The sequence below is a fragment of the Paenibacillus sp. GCM10023250 genome (assembly GCF_042653205.1).
Taxonomy (GTDB): domain Bacteria; phylum Bacillota; class Bacilli; order Paenibacillales; family Paenibacillaceae; genus Paenibacillus_Z.
On the sequence record NZ_JBHSHY010000012.1, the window covers coordinates 86097 to 105938 of the forward strand.

20 protein-coding genes are annotated in these 19842 nt (G+C 59.7%); all 20 read right to left on the bottom strand.

Going from position 1 to position 19842, the window contains the following annotated elements; translation table 11 throughout:
- Nucleotides 1-14: 14 nt before the first annotated feature.
- A complete protein-coding gene (locus ACFPB1_RS12170) occupies nucleotides 15-1385 on the bottom strand; it encodes a sugar phosphate nucleotidyltransferase (RefSeq protein ID WP_379225498.1) in 1371 nt (456 codons plus the stop codon).
- 17 nt (nucleotides 1386-1402) lie between these two features.
- A complete protein-coding gene (locus ACFPB1_RS12175) occupies nucleotides 1403-2359 on the bottom strand; it encodes a polysaccharide pyruvyl transferase family protein (protein ID WP_379225500.1) in 957 nt (318 codons plus the stop codon).
- 55 nt (nucleotides 2360-2414) lie between these two features.
- Nucleotides 2415-2972 carry an acyltransferase gene (locus tag ACFPB1_RS12180; RefSeq protein ID WP_379225502.1) on the bottom strand — a complete coding sequence of 186 codons (558 nt, stop codon included), beginning with the start codon at nucleotides 2970-2972 and terminating at the stop codon, nucleotides 2415-2417.
- 31 nt (nucleotides 2973-3003) lie between these two features.
- Entirely contained in the window at nucleotides 3004-4347 is a 1344-nt protein-coding gene (locus tag ACFPB1_RS12185) for an oligosaccharide flippase family protein (protein WP_379225504.1), read from the bottom strand.
- A 30-nt stretch (nucleotides 4348-4377) separates the two neighbouring features.
- Entirely contained in the window at nucleotides 4378-5265 is an 888-nt protein-coding gene (locus tag ACFPB1_RS12190) for a glycosyltransferase (protein WP_379225506.1), read from the bottom strand.
- Entirely contained in the window at nucleotides 5262-6305 is a 1044-nt protein-coding gene (locus ACFPB1_RS12195; RefSeq protein ID WP_379225508.1) for a glycosyltransferase family 4 protein, read from the bottom strand. The genes ACFPB1_RS12190 and ACFPB1_RS12195 overlap by 4 nt, the downstream gene beginning before the upstream one ends.
- Nucleotides 6306-6311: 6 nt before the next feature.
- A complete protein-coding gene (locus ACFPB1_RS12200) occupies nucleotides 6312-7529 on the bottom strand; it encodes a glycosyltransferase family 4 protein (protein ID WP_379225510.1) in 1218 nt (405 codons plus the stop codon).
- Complete coding sequence (locus tag ACFPB1_RS12205) at nucleotides 7526-8836, bottom strand: O-antigen ligase family protein (RefSeq protein ID WP_379225512.1); 1311 nt, start codon at nucleotides 8834-8836, stop codon at nucleotides 7526-7528. Before ACFPB1_RS12205 ends, ACFPB1_RS12200 begins: the two co-directional genes overlap by 4 nt.
- A gap of 32 nt (nucleotides 8837-8868) precedes the next feature.
- Entirely contained in the window at nucleotides 8869-10125 is a 1257-nt protein-coding gene (locus ACFPB1_RS12210) for a glycosyltransferase (RefSeq protein ID WP_379225514.1), read from the bottom strand.
- Nucleotides 10126-10146: 21 nt separating this feature from the next.
- Nucleotides 10147-10830, bottom strand: a complete 684-nt coding sequence (locus ACFPB1_RS12215) for a sugar transferase (protein ID WP_379225516.1) — start codon at nucleotides 10828-10830, stop codon at nucleotides 10147-10149.
- On the bottom strand, nucleotides 10814-11713 hold the full coding sequence (galU, locus tag ACFPB1_RS12220) for a UTP--glucose-1-phosphate uridylyltransferase GalU (RefSeq protein ID WP_379225518.1): 900 nt from the start codon (nucleotides 11711-11713) through the stop codon (nucleotides 10814-10816). The genes ACFPB1_RS12215 and galU overlap by 17 nt, the downstream gene beginning before the upstream one ends.
- Before the next feature lie 271 nt (nucleotides 11714-11984).
- On the bottom strand, nucleotides 11985-12629 hold the full coding sequence (locus tag ACFPB1_RS12225) for a CpsD/CapB family tyrosine-protein kinase (protein WP_379225521.1): 645 nt from the start codon (nucleotides 12627-12629) through the stop codon (nucleotides 11985-11987).
- Nucleotides 12610-13365 (bottom strand): YveK family protein, encoded by a 756-nt coding sequence (locus ACFPB1_RS12230; RefSeq protein ID WP_379225523.1) that lies wholly within the window; start codon nucleotides 13363-13365, stop codon nucleotides 12610-12612. Before ACFPB1_RS12230 ends, ACFPB1_RS12225 begins: the two co-directional genes overlap by 20 nt.
- Before the next feature lie 253 nt (nucleotides 13366-13618).
- The gene (locus ACFPB1_RS12235) at nucleotides 13619-14287 is read right to left on the bottom strand and encodes a response regulator (protein ID WP_379225525.1); all 669 of its coding nucleotides are present in this window, start codon (nucleotides 14285-14287) and stop codon (nucleotides 13619-13621) included.
- Between the two features lie 5 nt (nucleotides 14288-14292).
- A complete protein-coding gene (locus ACFPB1_RS12240) occupies nucleotides 14293-14988 on the bottom strand; it encodes a sensor histidine kinase (RefSeq protein WP_379225527.1) in 696 nt (231 codons plus the stop codon).
- Between the two features lie 747 nt (nucleotides 14989-15735).
- Nucleotides 15736-16281 carry an acyltransferase gene (locus ACFPB1_RS12245; protein ID WP_379225529.1) on the bottom strand — a complete coding sequence of 182 codons (546 nt, stop codon included), beginning with the start codon at nucleotides 16279-16281 and terminating at the stop codon, nucleotides 15736-15738.
- 401 nt (nucleotides 16282-16682) lie between these two features.
- Nucleotides 16683-17903 carry a lysophospholipid transporter LplT gene (gene lplT, locus ACFPB1_RS12250; protein ID WP_379225531.1) on the bottom strand — a complete coding sequence of 407 codons (1221 nt, stop codon included), beginning with the start codon at nucleotides 17901-17903 and terminating at the stop codon, nucleotides 16683-16685.
- Nucleotides 17904-18095: 192 nt separating this feature from the next.
- Nucleotides 18096-18833, bottom strand: coding sequence for a DUF4247 domain-containing protein (locus ACFPB1_RS12255; protein ID WP_379225533.1), 738 nt, complete (start codon nucleotides 18831-18833; stop codon nucleotides 18096-18098).
- Between the two features lie 15 nt (nucleotides 18834-18848).
- Nucleotides 18849-19355: a DUF4178 domain-containing protein gene (locus tag ACFPB1_RS12260; protein ID WP_379225535.1), complete on the bottom strand. Its 507-nt coding sequence runs from the start codon at nucleotides 19353-19355 to the stop codon at nucleotides 18849-18851.
- A gap of 26 nt (nucleotides 19356-19381) precedes the next feature.
- Complete coding sequence (locus ACFPB1_RS12265) at nucleotides 19382-19786, bottom strand: DUF350 domain-containing protein (protein WP_379225537.1); 405 nt, start codon at nucleotides 19784-19786, stop codon at nucleotides 19382-19384.
- Between the last annotated feature and the right edge of the window lie 56 nt (nucleotides 19787-19842).

The following is a 19842-nucleotide window of genomic DNA, read 5'->3' on the forward strand; positions in this document are numbered from 1 at the left end:
AAGGCTTTATTCCGCTACACGCGGCACAGCTGCACGATATCGCTCCAGTCGAGCTCGAGCCGCACGATATCTTCTTCGATCAGCTGCGAGCCGGTCTGCACTTCGATGATCTCGATGTCCGACTCCGCCCGCAGGCTGTGCTTGTTTTCCTTCGGAATCGAGATGACGTCGCCTTCCTTGACGGAGAAGCGCTTCTCGTTCAGAATCATGTCCCCGCTGCCGGAGACGACCGTCCACACCTCGTCGCGGAGGCTGTGGTACTGGTAGCTCAAGTTTTTGCCCGCCGAGATGAAGATCCGCTTCGTCAGCACTTCGCGGCCGTCCGGGTAGCGGATGTAATCCAATACGCGGTAACGTCCCCAGCGCCGCTCTTCGTACATCGGACGCTGATCGGAATGCTTCATCACTTCCTTGATCTGCGGGCTCGCCGCCTTGTCGGCGACCAGAATGCCATCCGGGCTCGCCGCCACGATGACGTCGGAGAGGCCCATCAGCGTAATCGGCAGATCCAGCTCGTTGATGACGTGCGTGTTGATCGAGCCTTCCGTGATGATGCCCTTGCCGATCAGCGACGTCTCGATCTCCTCGGTCAGCGTGTTCCACGTGCCGAGGTCCTTCCACGGACCGTCGTATTGAATGGCAGCGACGCGGTTGGCCCGCTCCACGACTTCGTAGTCGAAGCTGATCTTCGGCATGCTGCCGTAGCGCTTCAGCATCTCTTCGTATTGGATCGGCAGCTCGTTCGCGATCAGAATCGTGATGAGGAAATCGAGCTTGAAGGCGAACACGCCGCAGTTCCAGAGCGCATGCTGCCGGATCATCTCCTCGGCGTCTTCCTTGCGCGGCTTCTCGCGGAAGCTCAGCACGTCGACGAACGGCTGCTCGGCGCCGATCTCGCCGTTCGGCATGATATAACCGTACTTCTCCGACGGGTACGTCGGCTTCACGCCCATGAGCGCCAGGTCGGCGTCCGAGTGGTCGAGCACGTGCTCGAGCCGCTTAAGCGACTCGAAGAAGGAATCCTCGACGTACGGGTCGACCGGCATGACGACGATCGTCTCGTTCAGCGACACGCCTTCGATCGCGTACAGGTACGTCGCCGCCAGCGCGATCGCCGGGAACGTGTCCCTGCGCTCCGGCTCGACGATGAGGTTAATGTCGTTGCCAAGCTGGCTGTAGATCATCTCGACTTGCGGCTTGCTCGTCGCCACGTAGGCGTCACGCTGCAGGCCAACCTTCTCCAGCTGCCCCCAGACCCGCTGGATCATCGATTCCAGCTTGCCGTCGCCGTTCTTCAGGATTTTCAGAAACTGCTTGGAACGGGAGTCGTTCGACAGCGGCCATAGCCTTTTGCCCGATCCGCCCGAAAGAAGTACGATTTTCATACGATTCTTCCTCCATTCTATTTGCCCGCGGGATCCGCCATCAGCGTCGCCGAGGCGATTCCGCCGGTCCACGTGCGGTAGTAGCTGGCGTTCTTGCCGTACGAGTTGTCCAGCAGCACGTTCGGCTTGTCCATGAGGCACGAGAGGATATGGCCGTGGAGCCGGGACGTCTGCACCGTCTTATAGTTGCTGAATCGGCTGACCGCTTTGTTCACGAGATAATCCGTGTACTTGCCCCAGAACGCGCTGAGCGGTAGCTTGCCGCTGCCCTTCTGCAGCATCTTATTGAACACGCGGATGGACTTGTGCTCCACCGTGTTGAAGAGCGTGCCCCAGTCCAAGTAATCGCCCTTGCCGGAAGCCTCCAGCTGCTCCTGCTCCGCCGTCTTCTCGATGTCGGTGCGCAGGAAGCAGAGCAGCTCCTTGGCCGGCGCGGACTTGCTGCGGATCGGCCACAGCTGGTGGGCCATGTCCGGCGACAGGTGAACCTGGCACGTCTTGAACCGCGCCTTCGCCATCTCCAGCGACAGCGTGTCGCGGACGTACAGATGCAGATCCTTGTGGCGGTTGAACACCGCGGCCGTCTTGTCGAACTCGGCCTGGCTCTTGTAGAAGATCGTCTGCGGCAGCATCACCACCCGGTGCCCGGGGTAATCGGCCACGATCTTCTCGCGCAGCTTCTGGTGCGCCGGATACAAGTCTCCGAAATTGCCGCCGCCGTGCAGCACGAGGATATGGTCCTTCGGAATCGCGAGGCCGTCCGGGAAGTCCAGCACGCTGTACCGCGCCTGAACGTGGATGCGGTGATCCCTGAAAAACGCTTCGGTTCCTTTCATGATGAGCAGATCGCCGCCGTTGCCGTGCACCGGATAATCGAGGTAATAAATCTTCGAGTGCGGCGGAATCACGTTCAAAATGTGGCGAAGCCGATTTTTGAGCTCATCCATCGGATGAGCGAACTGTACGGTGTCCATCAATCCGTCTCCTTCTCCATTGGGCGTATCTTCTCTCTACCGGGACCATGCCCGTTCATATCTCCCAGCTGACGTTCTCCCGGATGGGTTTCGCCGGCACCCCCGCGACGAGCGCGTAGGGCGCCACGTCCTTCGACACGAGCGAGCCCGCTGCCACGACGGCGCCTTCGCCGATCGTCACGCCCTTCAGGATGGTCGCCTTGCTGCCGATCCACACGTGGTCGCCGATGACGGTCGGCTTCGTTTCCGACATGCCTTCGATGCGGTGCGTATCGGTATCCATGATTGCGACATCCCATGAGATGGCGCAGTGGCTGCCGATTTTGACGTGCTTCTTGCAGATGATTTCGGTTCTGCGATTAATGAACGTATGGTCGCCGATTTCGATGACGGCTTCGCTCGAATCCAGGTAAAAGCCGGTGTTCCGGAACAGCAGCACGTTGTCGCCGATGATGAGCTGGGCGTTCCTGGCCTTCGAGACCGTCACGCCGCCCGCGACCCGCAGCAGCCGTCCGCAGCGATCGACCTTCCGCCGAAACAGCAGGCCGAGCGCGAGGCGATACCCGTATTTCGCGTAATCCTTGACGCTTCGCTTCCGTTTATTCGTTGCCATCCTTTTTTTCACATCGATTCCTTCCGTTCTTCTAGTTTGGCATGCTGCGCGAGAATCGCTTGAAGAGAAAACGGAGATCGTCTTTGTCGAACAAAATTGCAGCGATTCTCACCTTGAACACGACCCGCATGGCCGCGATCGTAATGACGATCCGGATGACCGCGCCGAGCAGCAGCGCGAACGCGATGCCGTTCAGGCCGTACAGCGGCGTGAAGACGAAGAACAAGCCGACCGTAATCGCAAGCGCGACGGCTTGCCGGATCACCACCAAGCCGGGACGGCCCATGGCGTTGAAGGACGAGGCGAGAATCCATGAGCCGCCGCCGAGGATGCACTCGAGCGACAGCAGGTAGAACGCGGTGCCCGCTTCGAGAAACTGCGAGCCGAACAGCAGGCCGAGCATGAAGCGGCCGATGATCATACCTGGGACGACAGCCGCGGTCATGAGCAGGAACGAGAGCCGGAACGCCCGGCCGACGGTGGCGATGATCTTGTCCTTGTCCATGCCGGTCACCTTCGGGAAGATGACGTTCGAGATCGCCATCTGCACGACGTTGAATACCCGCGACAGCGTGTAGACGACCGTGTACAGTCCGAAGTCCCTCGGCGTCAGCAGCGACAGGATGATGAGCTTGTCGCACTGGCCGTACAGCGTCCCGAGCAGCTCGACGCCGAACACCCGGCCCCCGTAGCCGAACAGCCCCTTGAAGACCAGCTTATCCTTGAACCGCTTGAACCAGTTGAAAGTCAGCTCGCGCCGCAGCCGGAAGAGCGCCCAGAAGATGACCATCAGGCTCGTCGCACAATACGCGGCCGATGCGTAGGGGATCGTCAGCTTGCCGATCGCCCACAGGACCAGCAGGCCGGCCAGATTGGAGAGCGGCACGTACAGGCGCAGCCCGTTGTACAAGGTGAACTTGTCCAGGCTTTGCGTCAGCGCGGCCAGCAAATTGACGGCCAGCAGCATCGGCAGCGTCAGCACGGTGTACCATCTGGCGGTCGCCACGATGGCGTCCGAGTAATTGCCGAGCCATACCGGCAGGAAGATCCAGGCGACGATGCCGACGACGATGCTGACGGGAATCTGGAACAGGAACCCGGCCCGTACGAACTCGGGCGCCAGGCGCTTGTCCGTCCGCATGTTGAAGATCAGCGAGGTCGGCAGCCCGAAGCTGACGAGACCGGACAGCAGCGTCGGCCAGAACAGGATGGCCGAGAATTCGCCTTTCCCCACGACGTCGAACAGGCGCGCGGTGACGATCGAGGTCAGCGTGCTCAGGACCATGATGAACAGATTGGCGGCGCTGGTGTGCAGAATCGCTTTGAACGATCCGCGTCCGGCGAGCCGCTTCAGGACGGCTTGCATTTTACCCATGGCTTCGACTTCCTTCTTGCGCGTATCGCATCATTGGTGCAGCTTCAGCACGCCTCTGAGCAATCCGTTGTTGTAAAATAATTTGCTGACGTTGCGGAAGATCTTCCGCTTGTCGTAGGCGAATACGATCGTGAGCACGGCGAACACCGGCAGCCGAATCAGCGAGTGCAGGACGAGCCCGCTCTTCTTGTTCGACGAGACCGCCCGGCTGACGCCCTGCCAGTAGATGCGCCGCAGCAGCCACTTCCGGCTGATCCGGCTGCGCGGAATCTTGTGCAGCACCGACGCGTGCGGCGTGTAGAATACGGTGTACTTCTCGCGGATCCGCTCGATGAGCTCGGACTCCTCGCTCGACAGCAGATTGCTGCCGACCCGGCCGAGATCCTCCCGGAACGGAGCCATCTCGTCGAACACCGACATGCGGAACGCGACGTTCGCGCCGAACGGAATGTGCGGCTTCTTCATCTCCACGATTTCGTCCGCGTAATCCAGAATCGTGTACAGCGTCCGGTTCTCCTCCGGCAGCCACTGCGGCTCGCTGCCTTCCCACGCCGGATCGATCTTGCCGCCGGCGACGCCGATGCGCGGGTCGAGCTCGAACAGCGCCACGATGCAGCGGATCCAGTCCGGGGACGCGACCGCGTCGTCGTCCAGGAACAAAATGTACTCGCCCTTCGCTTCGCGGATCGCGCGGTTGCGGGCGACCGACAAGCCGAGCCGCTCTTCATACACGTAGACGACCGGAATGTCGACCAGCTTGCGGAACTCCTCAACGATCTCCCGCGTATTGTCGGTCGACCGGTTGTCGATGACGAGAACCTCGAAAGGTCCGTCGAAATTTTGCTTCATCAGGCTGACGAGCGCTTCCTTCACGTCCGCCGCCCGGTTATGCGTGCAAATGGCTATGCTTGCTTTCATGCGTTCACCTCGTACCTCTTCGTGCCGGTATACACCTGGATCATTTTGCCGGCGATCCGGCCCCAGTCCAATTCCCGGAGCTTCGCCGCGATGTGCAGCTCCGTCTCCTTCGCGTCCATCGCCATCGAGGCGCGCAGCGCGTGCCGCAGGCCGTCCGGATCGTCCGGATCGTACAGGATGCCGCAGCCGTCGGAGACGTATTCGCCGAGCGCGCCGAGCCTCGGCGCGATGACCGGCTTTTTATAGGACAGCGCGAGAATCGCGCTGCCGGAGGTCGAGATTTGCTTGTACGGCAGCACGATCACATTCGCCGCCGCCAAGTAGTCGGCCAGCTCGTGGTCATCCACGAACTGCGGGTAGACATGAATGCGTCCGTCGTTCACCCGGTCGATGAAGTCGAGGCTGTAGCCTTTGTCGACTTTGCCGGCGATCAGGAGCTCGCTGTTCGCGTCTCCGAGCGCCGCGAACGCGTCGACGAGCTTATCGACGCCCTTGTACGGGTTGATCCGCCCGATGAACAGATACAGATACGAATCGGGCGCGATGCCGAATCGCTTGCGAATGTCCGTGCCCTTGCTGGCGTAAGCATCGACGTAATGGCCGTGCGGCGTAACCACGAGCTTGCCCGGCGATACGTCGAACGTCTCCGCGACCTCCGCCTTCACCGCTTCGCTCAGGACGAAGCCCTTCTGGCAGACGGACAGGATGAACTTCCGCATCACCCGGTCCCAGCGCGTCTTGCCGCTGTGCGGCCAGACGTTGTGCACCGTCCAGAACAGCCGGATGCCGCTTACCCGATAAAACAGCAGCAGCAGGGCGAAGAACGCCGATTTCACGATCGTCAGCGGCAAGGCCGACGCCGTATACGAGTTGCTCGGCCAGTGCATGTGGACGATATCGCCCCTGCGCGGCTTGAACGCCGCCTTCTGGTCGTAATGCTCGACCCGAAGGCCGTTCCGCTCGATCGAGCGGGTGAGCAGCTCGCTGTATTTGTTGTCCGGGCTGTGCTTGGGCCACATGTACACGGTTGGATTGCCCATCCTCGCCTACCTCCCGTCCGCGGCCGCGAGGGCGAACGCCCTGCCGCTCTGCTTGGCGAGACCCGCGTACAGGCCGAGATGCTTCTCGAGCAGCGACGCCTTCGTGAAGCCGCCGCAGTGCTGCAGGCATTCCGCCTGCACGCGGCGCTTCTCCTCGCCCGTCAGCGCGTGGTACTCGAGGATCTTCGCCTTGATCGCCTCTGCGCTGCCCGGCTTAAACAGGAACGAAGCCGGGTTCCAGACGGCATCGGGAATGCCGCCGACGTCCGAGGCGTACACCGGCGTGCCGACCTGGTACGACTCGATGATGACCCGGCCGAACGGCTCCTCCCAGACCGACGGCACGAACGTGACGTCGACCTTGCCCATGAACGCGCGCGCCTCCTTCGGCGTCACCTTGCCGGTGAACTGGAAGCGATCGTCGCCGCCGCACAGCTCCGCGAGCTTCTCGCGGAAGCCGCCTTCGCCGCAGATCACGACGCGTTCCACGATGTCGCGCGGCAGCGCCAGCACCGCTTCGGCCAGCTCGCGCACGCCCTTCTCCGGCTCGATCCGGCCGAAGTAGCCGAGGCGGAGCGGCTTGCGGTCGAAATCCTTCGCCTGGCCGGCGATCTCGCCGTCCACGACGTTCGGGATGACCAGCCGCGCGGCGTTCGGGAACAATCCGGCGTCGGTATGGCGCCGCAGGATGTGCGACGAGATGCCCACGGCCGCAGACACCCGCTTGCTGACGCCGCGGGAGCTCGCTTGGTACGTCCGCGCCAGCGCCGGATTCGAGATCGGCGAGCTGACCGGCGAGAGCAGCGAGTAATCGCGGAGCGTGTGCACGATCGGCACGTCCGGCTTCGCCGCCGTCCAGATCGCCGCGCCGAAGCCCGACAGGTTCTGCGTGTGGATCAGATTGGGGCCGAGCTGATCCAGCAGCCGCCGCACCGCCCGGATTTGGACCGGATTGTACAGGTCGATCAGCCGGCGCACCGTCTTCTTCAGCGTTCCGGCGCCGGCGCCTTGGCCGATCCAATACAGATTGTTGTACGGGAGCCGGTGCACGTTGACGCCGTTGATGACCTCCGTCTCGGTCCCCGCTTGTTTCCGCTGCGGGCCGACGGTCAGCACGTGAACCTCCGCCGCCGCCGTGAGCGTCTCCGCCAGGATTTGCGTCGAGATTTCCGCGCCGCCGATGATGTGCGGCGTGTACAGACTGTTAACGATGACGATTTTCATGCGATCCGTTTCATTCCCTTCATGCTCTGCATATCCGTCGCGGCCGCTGGGACGGCCGGCTGTTCCTGGAAGAACCCGCCGCGGATGAACCCGATGAGCAGCCAGAAGTTCACGAAGGAATAGGAATCGAAATTCATGACGAGCGCGACGCACAGCGCGAACGCGAACTTGGCGTACGGACTCCGTCCGGCACTCTTCAGGATTGTAGCCATGAAGCCGCCGAACAGCACCGCGCCGATCAATCCTTCCTCCGCGAATATTTTGGACAGCAGGTTCCGCGACGTCGCCATGTCCGGCCGGTCGAATACGAGATCGGCCACTTCCTTGAACTTCAGCCCGTCGCTGAAATGCCGGAGCAGCAGGTCCGCGAATTCCCGGTAATAGAACCCGCCGCCGACGCCGAATACGGGATGCTGCGCAAACTCGATGAACCCGATCGCCGGAAAATAAACCCGAATGAACATGGAGTTGTCCGTCTTGATCAAGTGATTGAAGTTGAACTTAAACCGCTCCGTGAAATAGCCGCTGACGTGGAACGTCTCGAGCAGATACGGCACGCCGACGGCGACGATCAGCACGCAGACGCCCAGCACGAGCAGCATCTTGCCGCGGTTCTTGTTCGCGATGAGCACGTAGATGAGCATCGCGGTCAGCAGCACGCTGTAGGCGTACGCCGAGAACGACAGCATGAGCAGCACGGCGGTGCCGATCAGGAGCGGCAGCTGCTTGCGGAAGCCGCGTTTGTACAGGAAGAACATCAGCAGGCCGCCGCTCAGCATGTGGATGGCGCCCCAGGACGGTTCGCCCGACAGCAGCTGGATCCGGCCCTTGTACACTTTCTCCGAGAACAGGCCGGTGAACGGCCTGGAGAAGCCGCTGTGCAGGATCAGCGAGTCCATCAGCTGCAGGAAGCCGGCGAAGAGCGGCGGGATGAACGCCACCAGCATGCTTTTGGCAATCCAGCCGATCAGCGCGGGATCTTCCTTCGTCTGCTCGGCTATATAAACCGACGTGCGGTACATACTTAGCCCGAACAGAAGCGTAACGACGTGCTTGAAGCTGCTTCCCGTGTCTCCGTACCCTACGGATACGATGAGCGAATGGCCGACGCTGTACATTGCGAAGGCGACGAGGAAATAATCGCCCGTTTTGAACCGGTAGCCGGTAAACAGCAGCAGAAACGAGGCGGCGAACATCGAAAACATCGAAAGCGGCCGGTAGACCGAAAAGTGGAAATACGGCAAGCTATCGTACGAGATGACGGCAATCGAGAAGAGAAACAGCACGATGATGAGCTTTCGAACCATGTCGGCTTTCGCTCTGCTGGCAATGAACGGCATTATGATAAGATCAGCTCCATGTTTTTGCGCGTCGCGGAGCTGCTGAAGTTGCTGGCCACGTAACGCACCGAGTTGCGCGATACCTTCTCGTTCAGTTCGTCGTTGTTCAGCAGCAGCAGCACGCTGCGCACGATGTCGTCGTCCGAATCGCAAACGAACAAGTCCTCGCCGTGATTCGCGTTGATCCCTTCGATGCCGATGTGGTTCGTGACGACCGGCACGCCCCAGGACATCGCCTCGACGATCTTCGTCTTGATGCCCGTCCCGAACAGCATCGGCGCGATCATGAGCGCCGAGTCGCCGACGACCCGCTTCACGTCATCCACTTCTCCGGTCACGACGACGCCCGGATAGGTCTCCTGCAGCCGCAGCACTTGCGGGGTCGGATTTTTCCCGACGATGTAGAACGTCGTGTCCGGCGCCTGCCGCTTGATGCTCGGCCATACCCGTTCGCAGAAGTATACGACGGCGGAGCTGTTATGCGGGATGTCCATCTTTCCGACGAACACGAGCTTGTTGCGGTCGTACCGCCGCGGTCCTTTGCCCCGCGTATGGTCCGGCTCGAACTTCATCGGAATGCCGTAGCACGATTCGTGTTGGGTCGTCTTCCGGAAATTCTCCGCTTCGACCGGCGACGTGAAGACGAGGTGATCGAACCGCGGCGCTACCTTCTTCTCGTACTTATCCAGCAGCCGGCTCTCGAACTCGATCAGCCACTTCTGCACGAACTTCATGTCCGCGAGCTTCTTCATGCTGCCCGGCAGCTTGTTGGCGAAGCCGCCGAAGATCGACGGAATGTACTGGAACCACTCCAGCTGCCGCTTGTAGCGAAGCGACAGCAGATCGTCGTAGCTCATGACGTGCTGCCCGCCGCTGTGCGTCGCGTATTCCGCGACCCGCACCATGTCGTACAGGATGACTTCCGGCTTCTCGGCCTTCACGATCTCCTTGACCTTGCGGTGCGTCTTGCGGGAATAATAAACGGACACTTGGAGCGGCCATTTGCGCAGCAGCAGCGAATACACCGCGATGTTGAACAGCTTCTCCGGCAATCCCGGCAGCTCGATGCAGACGAGCTCGTCGATTTCCTCCGGCCGGTCCTTCAAGTACTTCACGTCGTCGACGAAGGAGAGATTCACGAGCTGGCTGCCCGGATGAAGCTCCTTCATCTGGCGGATGTACTGCAGCAGCATGTTCTTCCGTCCATCCGTGTTCGGGAATGGCAGCCGGTTCGTAATAAACATGATTTTTTTCATGATAACTCCCGTCCCATTCGTTTAAAAAGCGTCCTTCGCTCCGATGAGGAGCTTAAACGTCTTAAATATAATCTTCAAATCCCCCGCAATGCTGCGATTTTGAATGTACTTCAGGTCAAGCTCGACCATTTGCTCGAAGCTGAGGTCGTTGCGCCCGCTCACCTGCCAGAGGCCGGTGCAGCCGCCCGTTACCGTCAGACGCAGCTTGTCGTATTCCGTGTACTCCGCGACTTCGCGCTTCAGCGGCGGCCGCGGGCCGACGAGAGACATCTCGCCGCGCAGCACGTTGATCAGCTGCGGCAGCTCGTCAATGCTCGTTTTGCGAATGAATTTGCCGACCTTCGTGATCCGCGGGTCGTCCTTCATCTTGAACATCGCGCCTTGAATTTCGTTCTTGGCGAGCAATTCCTTCAGTCGCTCCTCCGCGTTCGAGACCATGGAACGGAACTTGAACATGCGGAAAGGCTTCTCGCCCTTGCCGATCCGGGTCTGGTAGAAGAACACCGAACCCTTCGGATCCTCCAGCTTGATGCAGAGGGCGACGAGCAGGAAGAGCGGCAGGAAGAATACAAGCCCGAACAACGCACCCGCGATGTCGATGATGCGTTTGACCACGAGGTAGGACAGATCGTTCTGTTTCGTCAGCGCAAGCCGAAGCGAATCGGAATCGGTCACGACCGCCTCCCGGTCATACCGTTGGGCCATGTTGCTCACTCACTTTCTCGCGTTCGAGGATTTCCTCCAATTCTTCGATGAGGGGGTAGCGGAGCTCGCTGTTGCGCAGGGCGAACTCGATCGTCGTCTTGATGAAGCCGAGCTTCTCGCCGACGTCGTAGCGAATGCCTTCGAAATCGTACGCGTAAACACCCATGTCTTCGTTCAACTTTTGAATGGCGTCGGTCAGCTGAATCTCGCCGCCCGATCCGGTCTCGTGCCGGCCCAGGTAATCAAAGATTTCAGGGGTCAATACATACCGGCCCATGATCGCCAGGTTCGACGGTTCTTGACCCTTCGGCGGCTTCTCCACGAAGCGGTTCACCTTGTAGAGCCGTTCGAATTTGTCCGTCGGATCCACGATCCCGTAGCGGTCCGTCTGATCCGGCCCGACCGTCTGGACGCCGATGACCGATCTTCCCGTTTGCTCGTATTGCTCGATAAGCTGCCTCGTGCAAGGTATGTCGGACTGCACGATGTCGTCGCCGAGCAATACCGCAAACGGCTCGTCGCCGATGAAGTTCCGCGCGCACCATACGGCATGCCCCAGTCCTTTCGCTTCTTTCTGACGGATATAGTGGAGCTCCACATTCGAGGATTGCTGAACCTTCTTCAGAATGTCCAGCTTTCCTTTTTCCAGCAGCGACTGTTCGAGCTCGAAGGCAATGTCAAAGTGATCTTCGATAGCCCGTTTCCCTTTGCCCGTGACGACGATAATGTCCTCGATGCCGGACGCGATGGCCTCTTCCACGATGTACTGGATGGTCGGCTTGTCGACGATCGGCAGCATCTCTTTCGGCATTGCTTTGGTTGCGGGCAGGAACCGTGTGCCGAGTCCGGCCGCAGGGATAATCGCTTTTCTCACTTTTTTCATATGTCTCACCCTATCCGTTTTTTTCTATGTGTTCTATGTGTTTTGTCTATCATGGTGCTAAAAACACGAGCTATGTTTTCTCTTGGAACGAGTAAACATAGCTCGTACTTTTAGATCGATCATAGAGCACCGGGCATTCAACCCGTCCTCACGTCATACCCTTGACGATGTACGTCTAAGGTCGGTTGACCCACAGCATGACCGAGTGCCTCCGATGATAAAGGAACAGGAGACATTTCCTGATAGCCGGCAGGGCGCGGCGCGCCTTCGGTTATCGATTGACGTTCGTCAGGACGGCGCCGATGATTTTGGCTTTGCCGTAATCGAGCGCAGCCTTCGCTTTCAGCGCCGTTTCGTTCTTCACTCTGCCCGATTTCATGACCAGGACGACGCCGTCGCAGCGGCTTGCCACGACCAGCCCGTCCGACAGATCGGTCACCGGCGGCGTGTCGACGATGATGATGTCAAATTGCTCCTTCGCCGCCTGCAGCAGCGCCGAGAAGGCGTCCGAATCGAGCATATCCGACGGATTCGGCGGGATCGGTCCGGCCGTCACCGCGCTGAGATTCGGTATGTTCGTCCGCTGGATGACTTCCTCCAGCTTGCCGTGCTTCATGAGTGCATTGCTGAGGCCGAGCCGGTTCGGCAGGCCGAACAGTTCGTGCTGCGCCGGCTTGCGCAGGTCCGCGTCGACGATCAGAACGCGGCGGCTCGCCTGGGCATACGTGACGGCCAAGTTGGCTGCCGTCGTGCTCTTGCCTTCGCCGCGCAGGGAGGACGTGACCGAGACGGTTCTGTACTCTTCGCCGCCGCCCGAGAATTCCAGGTTCGTCCGCAGGCCGCGGAACGCTTCGGAGATCGCGGAGCCCGGATGCGTTTGGACGATCAGGGTGCGATTAAGCGTCGAACGAGACATTTTCTTTCCCTCCCAAATTCGTCATCTGCGACTTCGGCCGGCGGTCGGCCAAATTGTGGCGCTTCGCTTTCGGAATAGCCGCGAGCGCGGTTACGCCGAGCAGCTCCGCGACGTCTTCCTCGGTCTTCACCGTGTTGTCGAGCTGATCGAGCACGAAGGCGGCGGCGATGCCGACAAGCGCGGAGACGATAAACGCGACCATGATGTTCGTCGTCGGGTGCGGGGAGAGCGGACTGGGATGCTTCGTCGTATCGGCCGGGTTCAGGATCGACACGTTGTCGAGCTTCATCAGCGTCTTGACTTCCTGCTGGAACACCGTCGAGACCGCGTTCGCCATCTTGGCGGCCCGCGTGTAGTTCGTGTCCATCGCGGAGATCGTCATGACCTGCGTGTCGCTGATAGAGCCGACGGAGACCCTCGCGATCAGCTCGTCCGCGCTGGCGTGCAGATCGGGATACCGCTCCGCGACCTTCGTCATGATGCGGGGCGTGCGGACGATCGCTTTGTACGTTTTGATCAGCGCGATGTTGGTGTTGATGGCGCCGATGTCGACGTTCGAGGCGTTCGCGTTCGGATCCGTCAGCTGGCCGCTCACGATCAGCTGGGCGGTAGCCTGATACTGAGGCTGCAGGAAGTGGTTCGTGTAGTAGCCGACGGCGGTGCAGCTGACGATGACGATCAGGGCGATCAGCCACAGCCTTTTCTTAATAAAGCGCCAATATCGCAGCAGTTCCAAGGTGCATCCTCCATACCGATTCTGTTCGCGTGGTACGAACAGAATGTAAATTTTTTCTGAATATTCCGACTTATAAAGGTACTTCAATTCCTCGTTTTTCGCTTACGGCCGCCTGTTATTCCTCAAATTCCTGCAAGTTTCTTGCGCTGTTTTCATTCTATAGCGACATTGCCTGACTAGACTATTACGCGGCAGGATGATTTTAAATCTACTCCCGTCGTAGATCATCCTGCCACTATCGACCCTGCGCTTGTTACACTTTCGTACCAGCCGGGTCCAACTTCTCTTCCTTCCGGTCCTCCGGCGGCGAATACGCCGTCATGCCTCGCGACTGCGCGTACAGCGCGGCCTGGGTGCGGTCGTTCAGGTTTAGTTTTTGAAAGATCCGGCTGACGTGTTTCTTGACCGTGAACTCGCTGATCGTCAGTTTTTTCGCCATGGCGCCGTTCGACAGCCCTTCGCCGAGCGCGATCAGCACTTCCCGCTCCTTCGGCGTCAGCTTCTCGAGCGGATCGTCCGCTTCCTTCCGGATCAGCACTTCCATCAATCCTTGATCGAAATACTTGCGGCCCCGGTCGACCATCTTGATCGCGAGCAGAAGCTCTTCCGGCATCGAATCCTTCAGCACGTAGCCGAAGGCGCCGCTCTCTTCCGCCCTTCGCACGTCGAACTCCGCCGCGGACGAGGTCAGCATGATGAACCGGCACGGCATGTCGCCGAAATGCTCCACCAATTCGAATCCGGTCCGCTCCCCGAGCCGGATATCGACGATGGCGAGATCAGGTTCCGTTTGCGCGAGGACCACCATGGCGTCCTCGACGGACTCCGCTACGCCTACGACTTCGATTTCCTTTTCGCTTTCAAGTACGGCAATCAGTCCTTTGCGGACCAATGGATGATCGTCAACGATAACGACCCGCATGCCTATCACCCGCTTTTCGTAGTTTGAGTTGTTCCTTCGTTTACGCCGGCAATGTCGGCGAGCGGCAGCCAAATTTCGATCCGCGTTCCGATTCCTATCTTGCTTTCGATATCAAAGGTGCCCCCGAGCGATACGGCGAGCGCGCGCATATTGGATAACCCGAAGCCGGAGCCGGTCTTGACCGTCTTCGCCCGGACGTCGAAGCCTCTTCCGTCGTCTTCGATCGTCAGCCGGACGGCGCCCTGCTTGACGGTAAGCTCGATCGTGACGCATTGGCTGGAGCCGTGGCGAATCGCGTTCCCCACGCCTTCTAGGATGATGCGGTACAGCGCCTTTTGCTGGTTCAGGGCCAGCTGTCCGACGGACTGCGGAGCGTTGAACGCGATGTTGACGCCGCTCAGCTTGGCCTGGTTGGCCAAGTGCGAGCGGACGATGCCGATCCAGGAGCCGTTCCCGCCCTTGGACGAGCTCAAGCTGTGGATCGTGGCGCGCAGCTCGCCGGAAGCCGTCGAGGCCGCCTGCTGGATTTCCTTCAGCTGCTCCAGCTTTTGCTGATCCGTCAGGTCTTTCCAACCGCACGTCATCGAATGAATCGCGTAAATGATGCCGAACAAATGCTGGGAAACACGGTCGTGAAGCTCTTCGGCGATCCGGTTGCGTTCCTCGACTAGTTGCCGTTTCGACTCGATCTGAATTGCCATCGCTATCATCACCTTTCTTGCCCTCGTTCAACACAATAGCCGGTCATGCGATCAGCGCGACAGTTGACCCGATCCGTTTCCGCGACCTGACGCTTTGCGGAAAGTATGAGAAATCCCTAATGTTTTCGCCATTTATCCTCAAATTCGGACAGCGCTCTATATTCCCAACATACCGCGAAGAAATGGACATGGACATACATCAGGAGTACTGAATTTATTCCTTGGTCGGCCGCGTTTTAACAGTGACCTTGGTCTCAATTCGTCAACGGAGATTTTGTCGATCGGCATCTCTTTTCGCTGCTCTCGTGCTCGTGCGGAGCCGAAACGAAAAACGCCCGAAATGCCGGATCTGAAAGAAATCTGTAAGAATTGAAAGCGTTTCAGAACATCCCTTTTTCATTGTGACGGAATGTGTCAGGACCACGGGCCTCTCTACCCAGGCGGCATCCCGGTTTTTCGGGGGCAAGTCGCAGCGTTGGACAACGCCTGTCGACGCCGGCAGCCTTTTCCATTCACAATTTGGACACAACTATGGAACAAACAAGCTAATGGAACCCGTCATTTTTCTTCTAACGATTAGAAAACAACCCTAAATCTACCAATCACTACTCTGATTGCGGTATTGCCCGTGGTCCATTCGCGCAATAATACGGGGGCTCTATGAGATTTCTGAGAGGCCCGAACGTTCGGTTTTCGCCCGTCCGGGCAGTGCAGCGGGCATCGTTCCAACGGACAGCCCGTCCATCGTTACTCCCGAATCCATCCATCCGGAATATCGAGCTCGCGGATGACGCGGGCCGGCGTTCCGGCGACGAGTGCATTCTTCGGCACATCCTTGTTGACGAGGCTGCCTGCGGCCACGACCGCATTCTCGCCGATCGTCACGCCCGGTAGAATCGTGCAGCGCGTGCCGATCCAGACATTGTCGCCAATGACGATCGGCTTGCTCGCGCCGGCGGAATCGTTCGCGTCCAGCTGATGGTACATGCTGTCCAGAATGCTCGTGCGCGGCCCGATCTTCACGTCCCGCCCGATCGTCACGCGGTTGCGGGATGCGATTCCGACGCCGGCGTTGATGAACGTGCGGTCGCCGATCTCCAGCACCGCTCCTTTCTCGACGGTTAGCTGCGACGCCCAAGGCTTGCCGACGAACCGGACCCGGTTTCCCACGCGGAGCGTTCCTCCTTGATTGACGTACAGCTTCCCTTTGATCCACGGAAGCTCGCGCAGCGGGCGGCCTCCTTTGCCGTGCCGAAGCATCCACTTCAACCTTCGAAACGTGTTGACCACCATGAATGATTGCCCTCCAAACCCAGTTTGGTATCCGGCAATCATTTTACCCTCGCGGCTGCGCGAATGAAACAGCTAGGATGCTTAAAAAAAGTTAATCTAGCAAAAAAACCCTTTCGCCGCGTCCGTGAAGACGCTTTCGCGAAAGGATCTTTTAGATAATTTTTTAGTGAAAATTTATATTTGCACCGCAGTCGGCAAGCGTACGCGCAGAGATCCGCGCTTCGAGATCACGGTTCTCCCGGCAATCGAAGCCCCTTGACGAACGCCGGCTCCATCTCCGCGCCTTAAGCCCTCCTCGATTCCGCTTGCCGGTTCCCGCACCCGTTCCCGCGTCCGCTGCACCGTGTTTCTACTATTAATAATAACGCAACAATCCGATTGCCGTTCGAATGCCGTCAGACTTACTCCGAGGTCTGCCCGTTCTCCTCCGTCCGCTCCTGCCGCTTCGTCCCCGCGATCGTGCGGAGCTGCGTGGCGAGAAACAAGATGAACGCCAGGAGCACCAGGCCGATACCGATAACCGAGCCGTTCACGGAGACGTGCAGCTGGCTCAAGGTTAAGTAGATGAGCAGTCCGGTCACGGTCAGTACGTTCTCGCTGAAATTTTGCACCGCGATCGTTTTGCCGGCGCCGATCGTCGACTTGCCCTCCTCCTGCAGCATCGTGTTGAGCGGGATGACGAAGATGCCGCCGAACACCCCGATCAGGAACAGCAGCGCGATCGTCAGCCAGAGCACGTAGGTCATCGTGGCCAGCATGACCGCCGCGACCATGAAGAGGCCGTAGAAGAAGGCGCGGTGCAGCTTGCCCGCGGGCACCAGCTTCGGCGTCAGAAACGCGCTAGCGACGACGCCGATCGCCGTGATTCCGATCATCATGGACTGCTGGTCCGTATCCGTAATGCCGAGGTTCAGTGGCAGCCAGGCGATCAAGGCGATGCGCAGCACGGCGGCCGTCAGCCAAAAGGAACCGGTGCCGACGAGGGAGAACCTCGCGCGCGGATTGCGGAACATGGTGCCGAAGTCGCGGAGGAACTGCATCGCTTCCTTCCCGTAGCGCAGGTCCGCATTCCCGGGCTTGGCCGGAATAAGGAACGTCATCAACAGCGACAGCACGTACACGGCGAGGCAGGCGATGATGGCCGGCAAGTCGGAACGCTGCGCCAGGAAGCCGCCCGCGACCGTCCCGAGCAGAATCGCCAAGATTGTGGAGCCCTCCACCTTCGCGTTCGCCCGCAGCAGCTCGCTCTCCGTCGCCGTCAGCTCCGTCAAGATGCCGTATTTGCCCGGCGAATACACGACCGCCCCGATGCCGACGAAAACATAGCAGAGCGCCGGCGGCAGACCGAACAGCAGCATGGCGATGCCCACAGCCTTCAGCGCGTTGCCGAGCAGCAGCACGTTCGACTTCGCCTTCTTGTCGGCGTATGCGCCGACGATCGGCGCGAGCACGATGTAAGCAGCCAGAAAGGCGATCTGGATATAGTTGACCGCGATGTCCGGATTGGCCGCCCCTTGGCGCTTCACCATGCCCACAATCAGAAAAAAGTTCAAATTATCCGCGAATGCGCTTAAAAACTGCGTAAGCACGACCATATTCAGCGGCGACAGCAAACGTTTCATTCCGGTACCCCTTCCAAGCTTGTGCAATCTTCAACCATAACCTACCTATCATACCGCATGGGGACTTCCGCCGGAAGAGCTTGAAGCCAACAAAAAAAAGAACGGAGACGAGCCCGCCAGGCTCGATCATCCGTTCCTTCTTCGTTTCTTGCCGTCTTTCGTACCGGCAGCTTTCTTGCGCGCGGCATCGCGTCAATGCCTTCGGCTGATCCTCCCGAAGCCGACCCGCGTCTTCGGCTTGGTCGATTTGCGCGGCGTCAGCCAGCTGCCCGATTTCTTGCCGCCGCCGGTATCCCGCGTGATCTTGCCTTTCGACGGATGGCTCGTCACGCCGCCTCCGCCCGACGTGCTCGTCGTATCGGCGTTCTTCGAGCGCTTGAAGATCGAACCCGTTCGCGTGACCGTCATTGGCGGAACGGCTTTCTTCTCCTGCGCCGACGGCGCATGGTAGCTGCCGCCGGTCGGCTTATACGTCCCGCGGTCGTCGTAGCCGCGATACGAACCGTGGCCGTAACGGCCGTTGTCGAACAGGTTGCCCAGGAAGCTCGCCAGCAGGTAGCCCTCCAGGAAGCTCGAGCTGTAGTTCTGACGAACGTATTCCTGGGAATCGACTTCGATCAGCGTATCTTCCGGCTTCTCCGTATCCTGCTGCAGGTGGATGATCCGGTCGTTGTAGACGAGGAACATGTGATCCTTCGCCTCGGCCGATTCCTGCTGCGGCTTCTGCTGGTCGGCAAGCGCCTTCGCGACCTCCGGCACACTTACGCCGGCCGCGCGGTAGACGTACGACGTGCTGGCGCCGCTGCCGTTCACCGATTCGAGCGGATACTGCTCCTCGATCTTCTGATTGACGCCGCAGGCGGCGAGCAGCGGGAAGACGAGCGTGAAGACCAGCAGGAGTTTAAGTAAATAAGAGCCTTTGCTGCGCATCCTCCTCATCCTCTCCTAGGTCCCGCGGAGCACGCGGACATCGGCGGGAAGCACGCTATCGCCTTCGTACAGCATGAACCGGCCATCCTGCCACTCGACGCGGAGCAGCTTCTGGTCGTCGGACTGGTATTGCCACACGTACTGCTCGCCGCCCTGGACGAACGGCGTCTTGCCGACGGCGGCGACGAAGCCGGAGTACTGTTCTTCGAGATGGTAGGTCCGGTCGTCCAATTCGAGCTCCGTCGGAACTTCCTCCACGGAATCGAGCCGGCCGTCGATCGGTTCGTACAGCGCGTAGACGGTCCGTTCGCGTTCCTCGATCGTCAAGTAGCGGATGGACGAACCGTCGCGCAGCGTCAGTACGATCAGGTTGCGCTGGCGGTTCTGCAGGCGGCCGATCACCTCGTAGGTCACGAGCGACACCTCGCAGACGTCGCCAGGCCCGATCGTCAGCATGCTCTTCTCCGCGCGGGGCGGCTCAGGCTTCGCGATAATGTTTTTGATACGTGAGAATATGCCCATGGCGATCGCTCCTTACGATATCTTGGTTACAGGCAGGCTCCAATGATCAGGGCACCGGCCACATGCAGCGAACCCGTAAAAAGCGCCGAGGCGATCTGGTTCTGCCGCGTTCCTTCCGTCAGGTCCAGTCCCGCCATCGCTCGGAGCGCGAACTCGATCAAGCTCTCGATGAGCAGCAGGATCACGAACGAGATGGCCGACACGACCAGCGCTTCCCAGAGGTCGTCCGACGTCGCGATGGAGCGCGAGAGAATAAAGGCTTGCGCGAGCAGCTTCATGATGAAGCGGGTCGTGACCGCCACGTTGCCGTTCTTGATTTCTTCCAAGTCCTTGTACCGGGTAAACAGCGAGTCGATCGCCATCAGCACGATCAGCAGCACCGCGCCGGCTCCGGTCCATACGAGAATGCCGAGCATCTGATCAAGTGTCATTCGTCAAGAGCCTCCATCGTCTATTTTGCCGCAGCGACCGCGAGACCAAAGAAAAA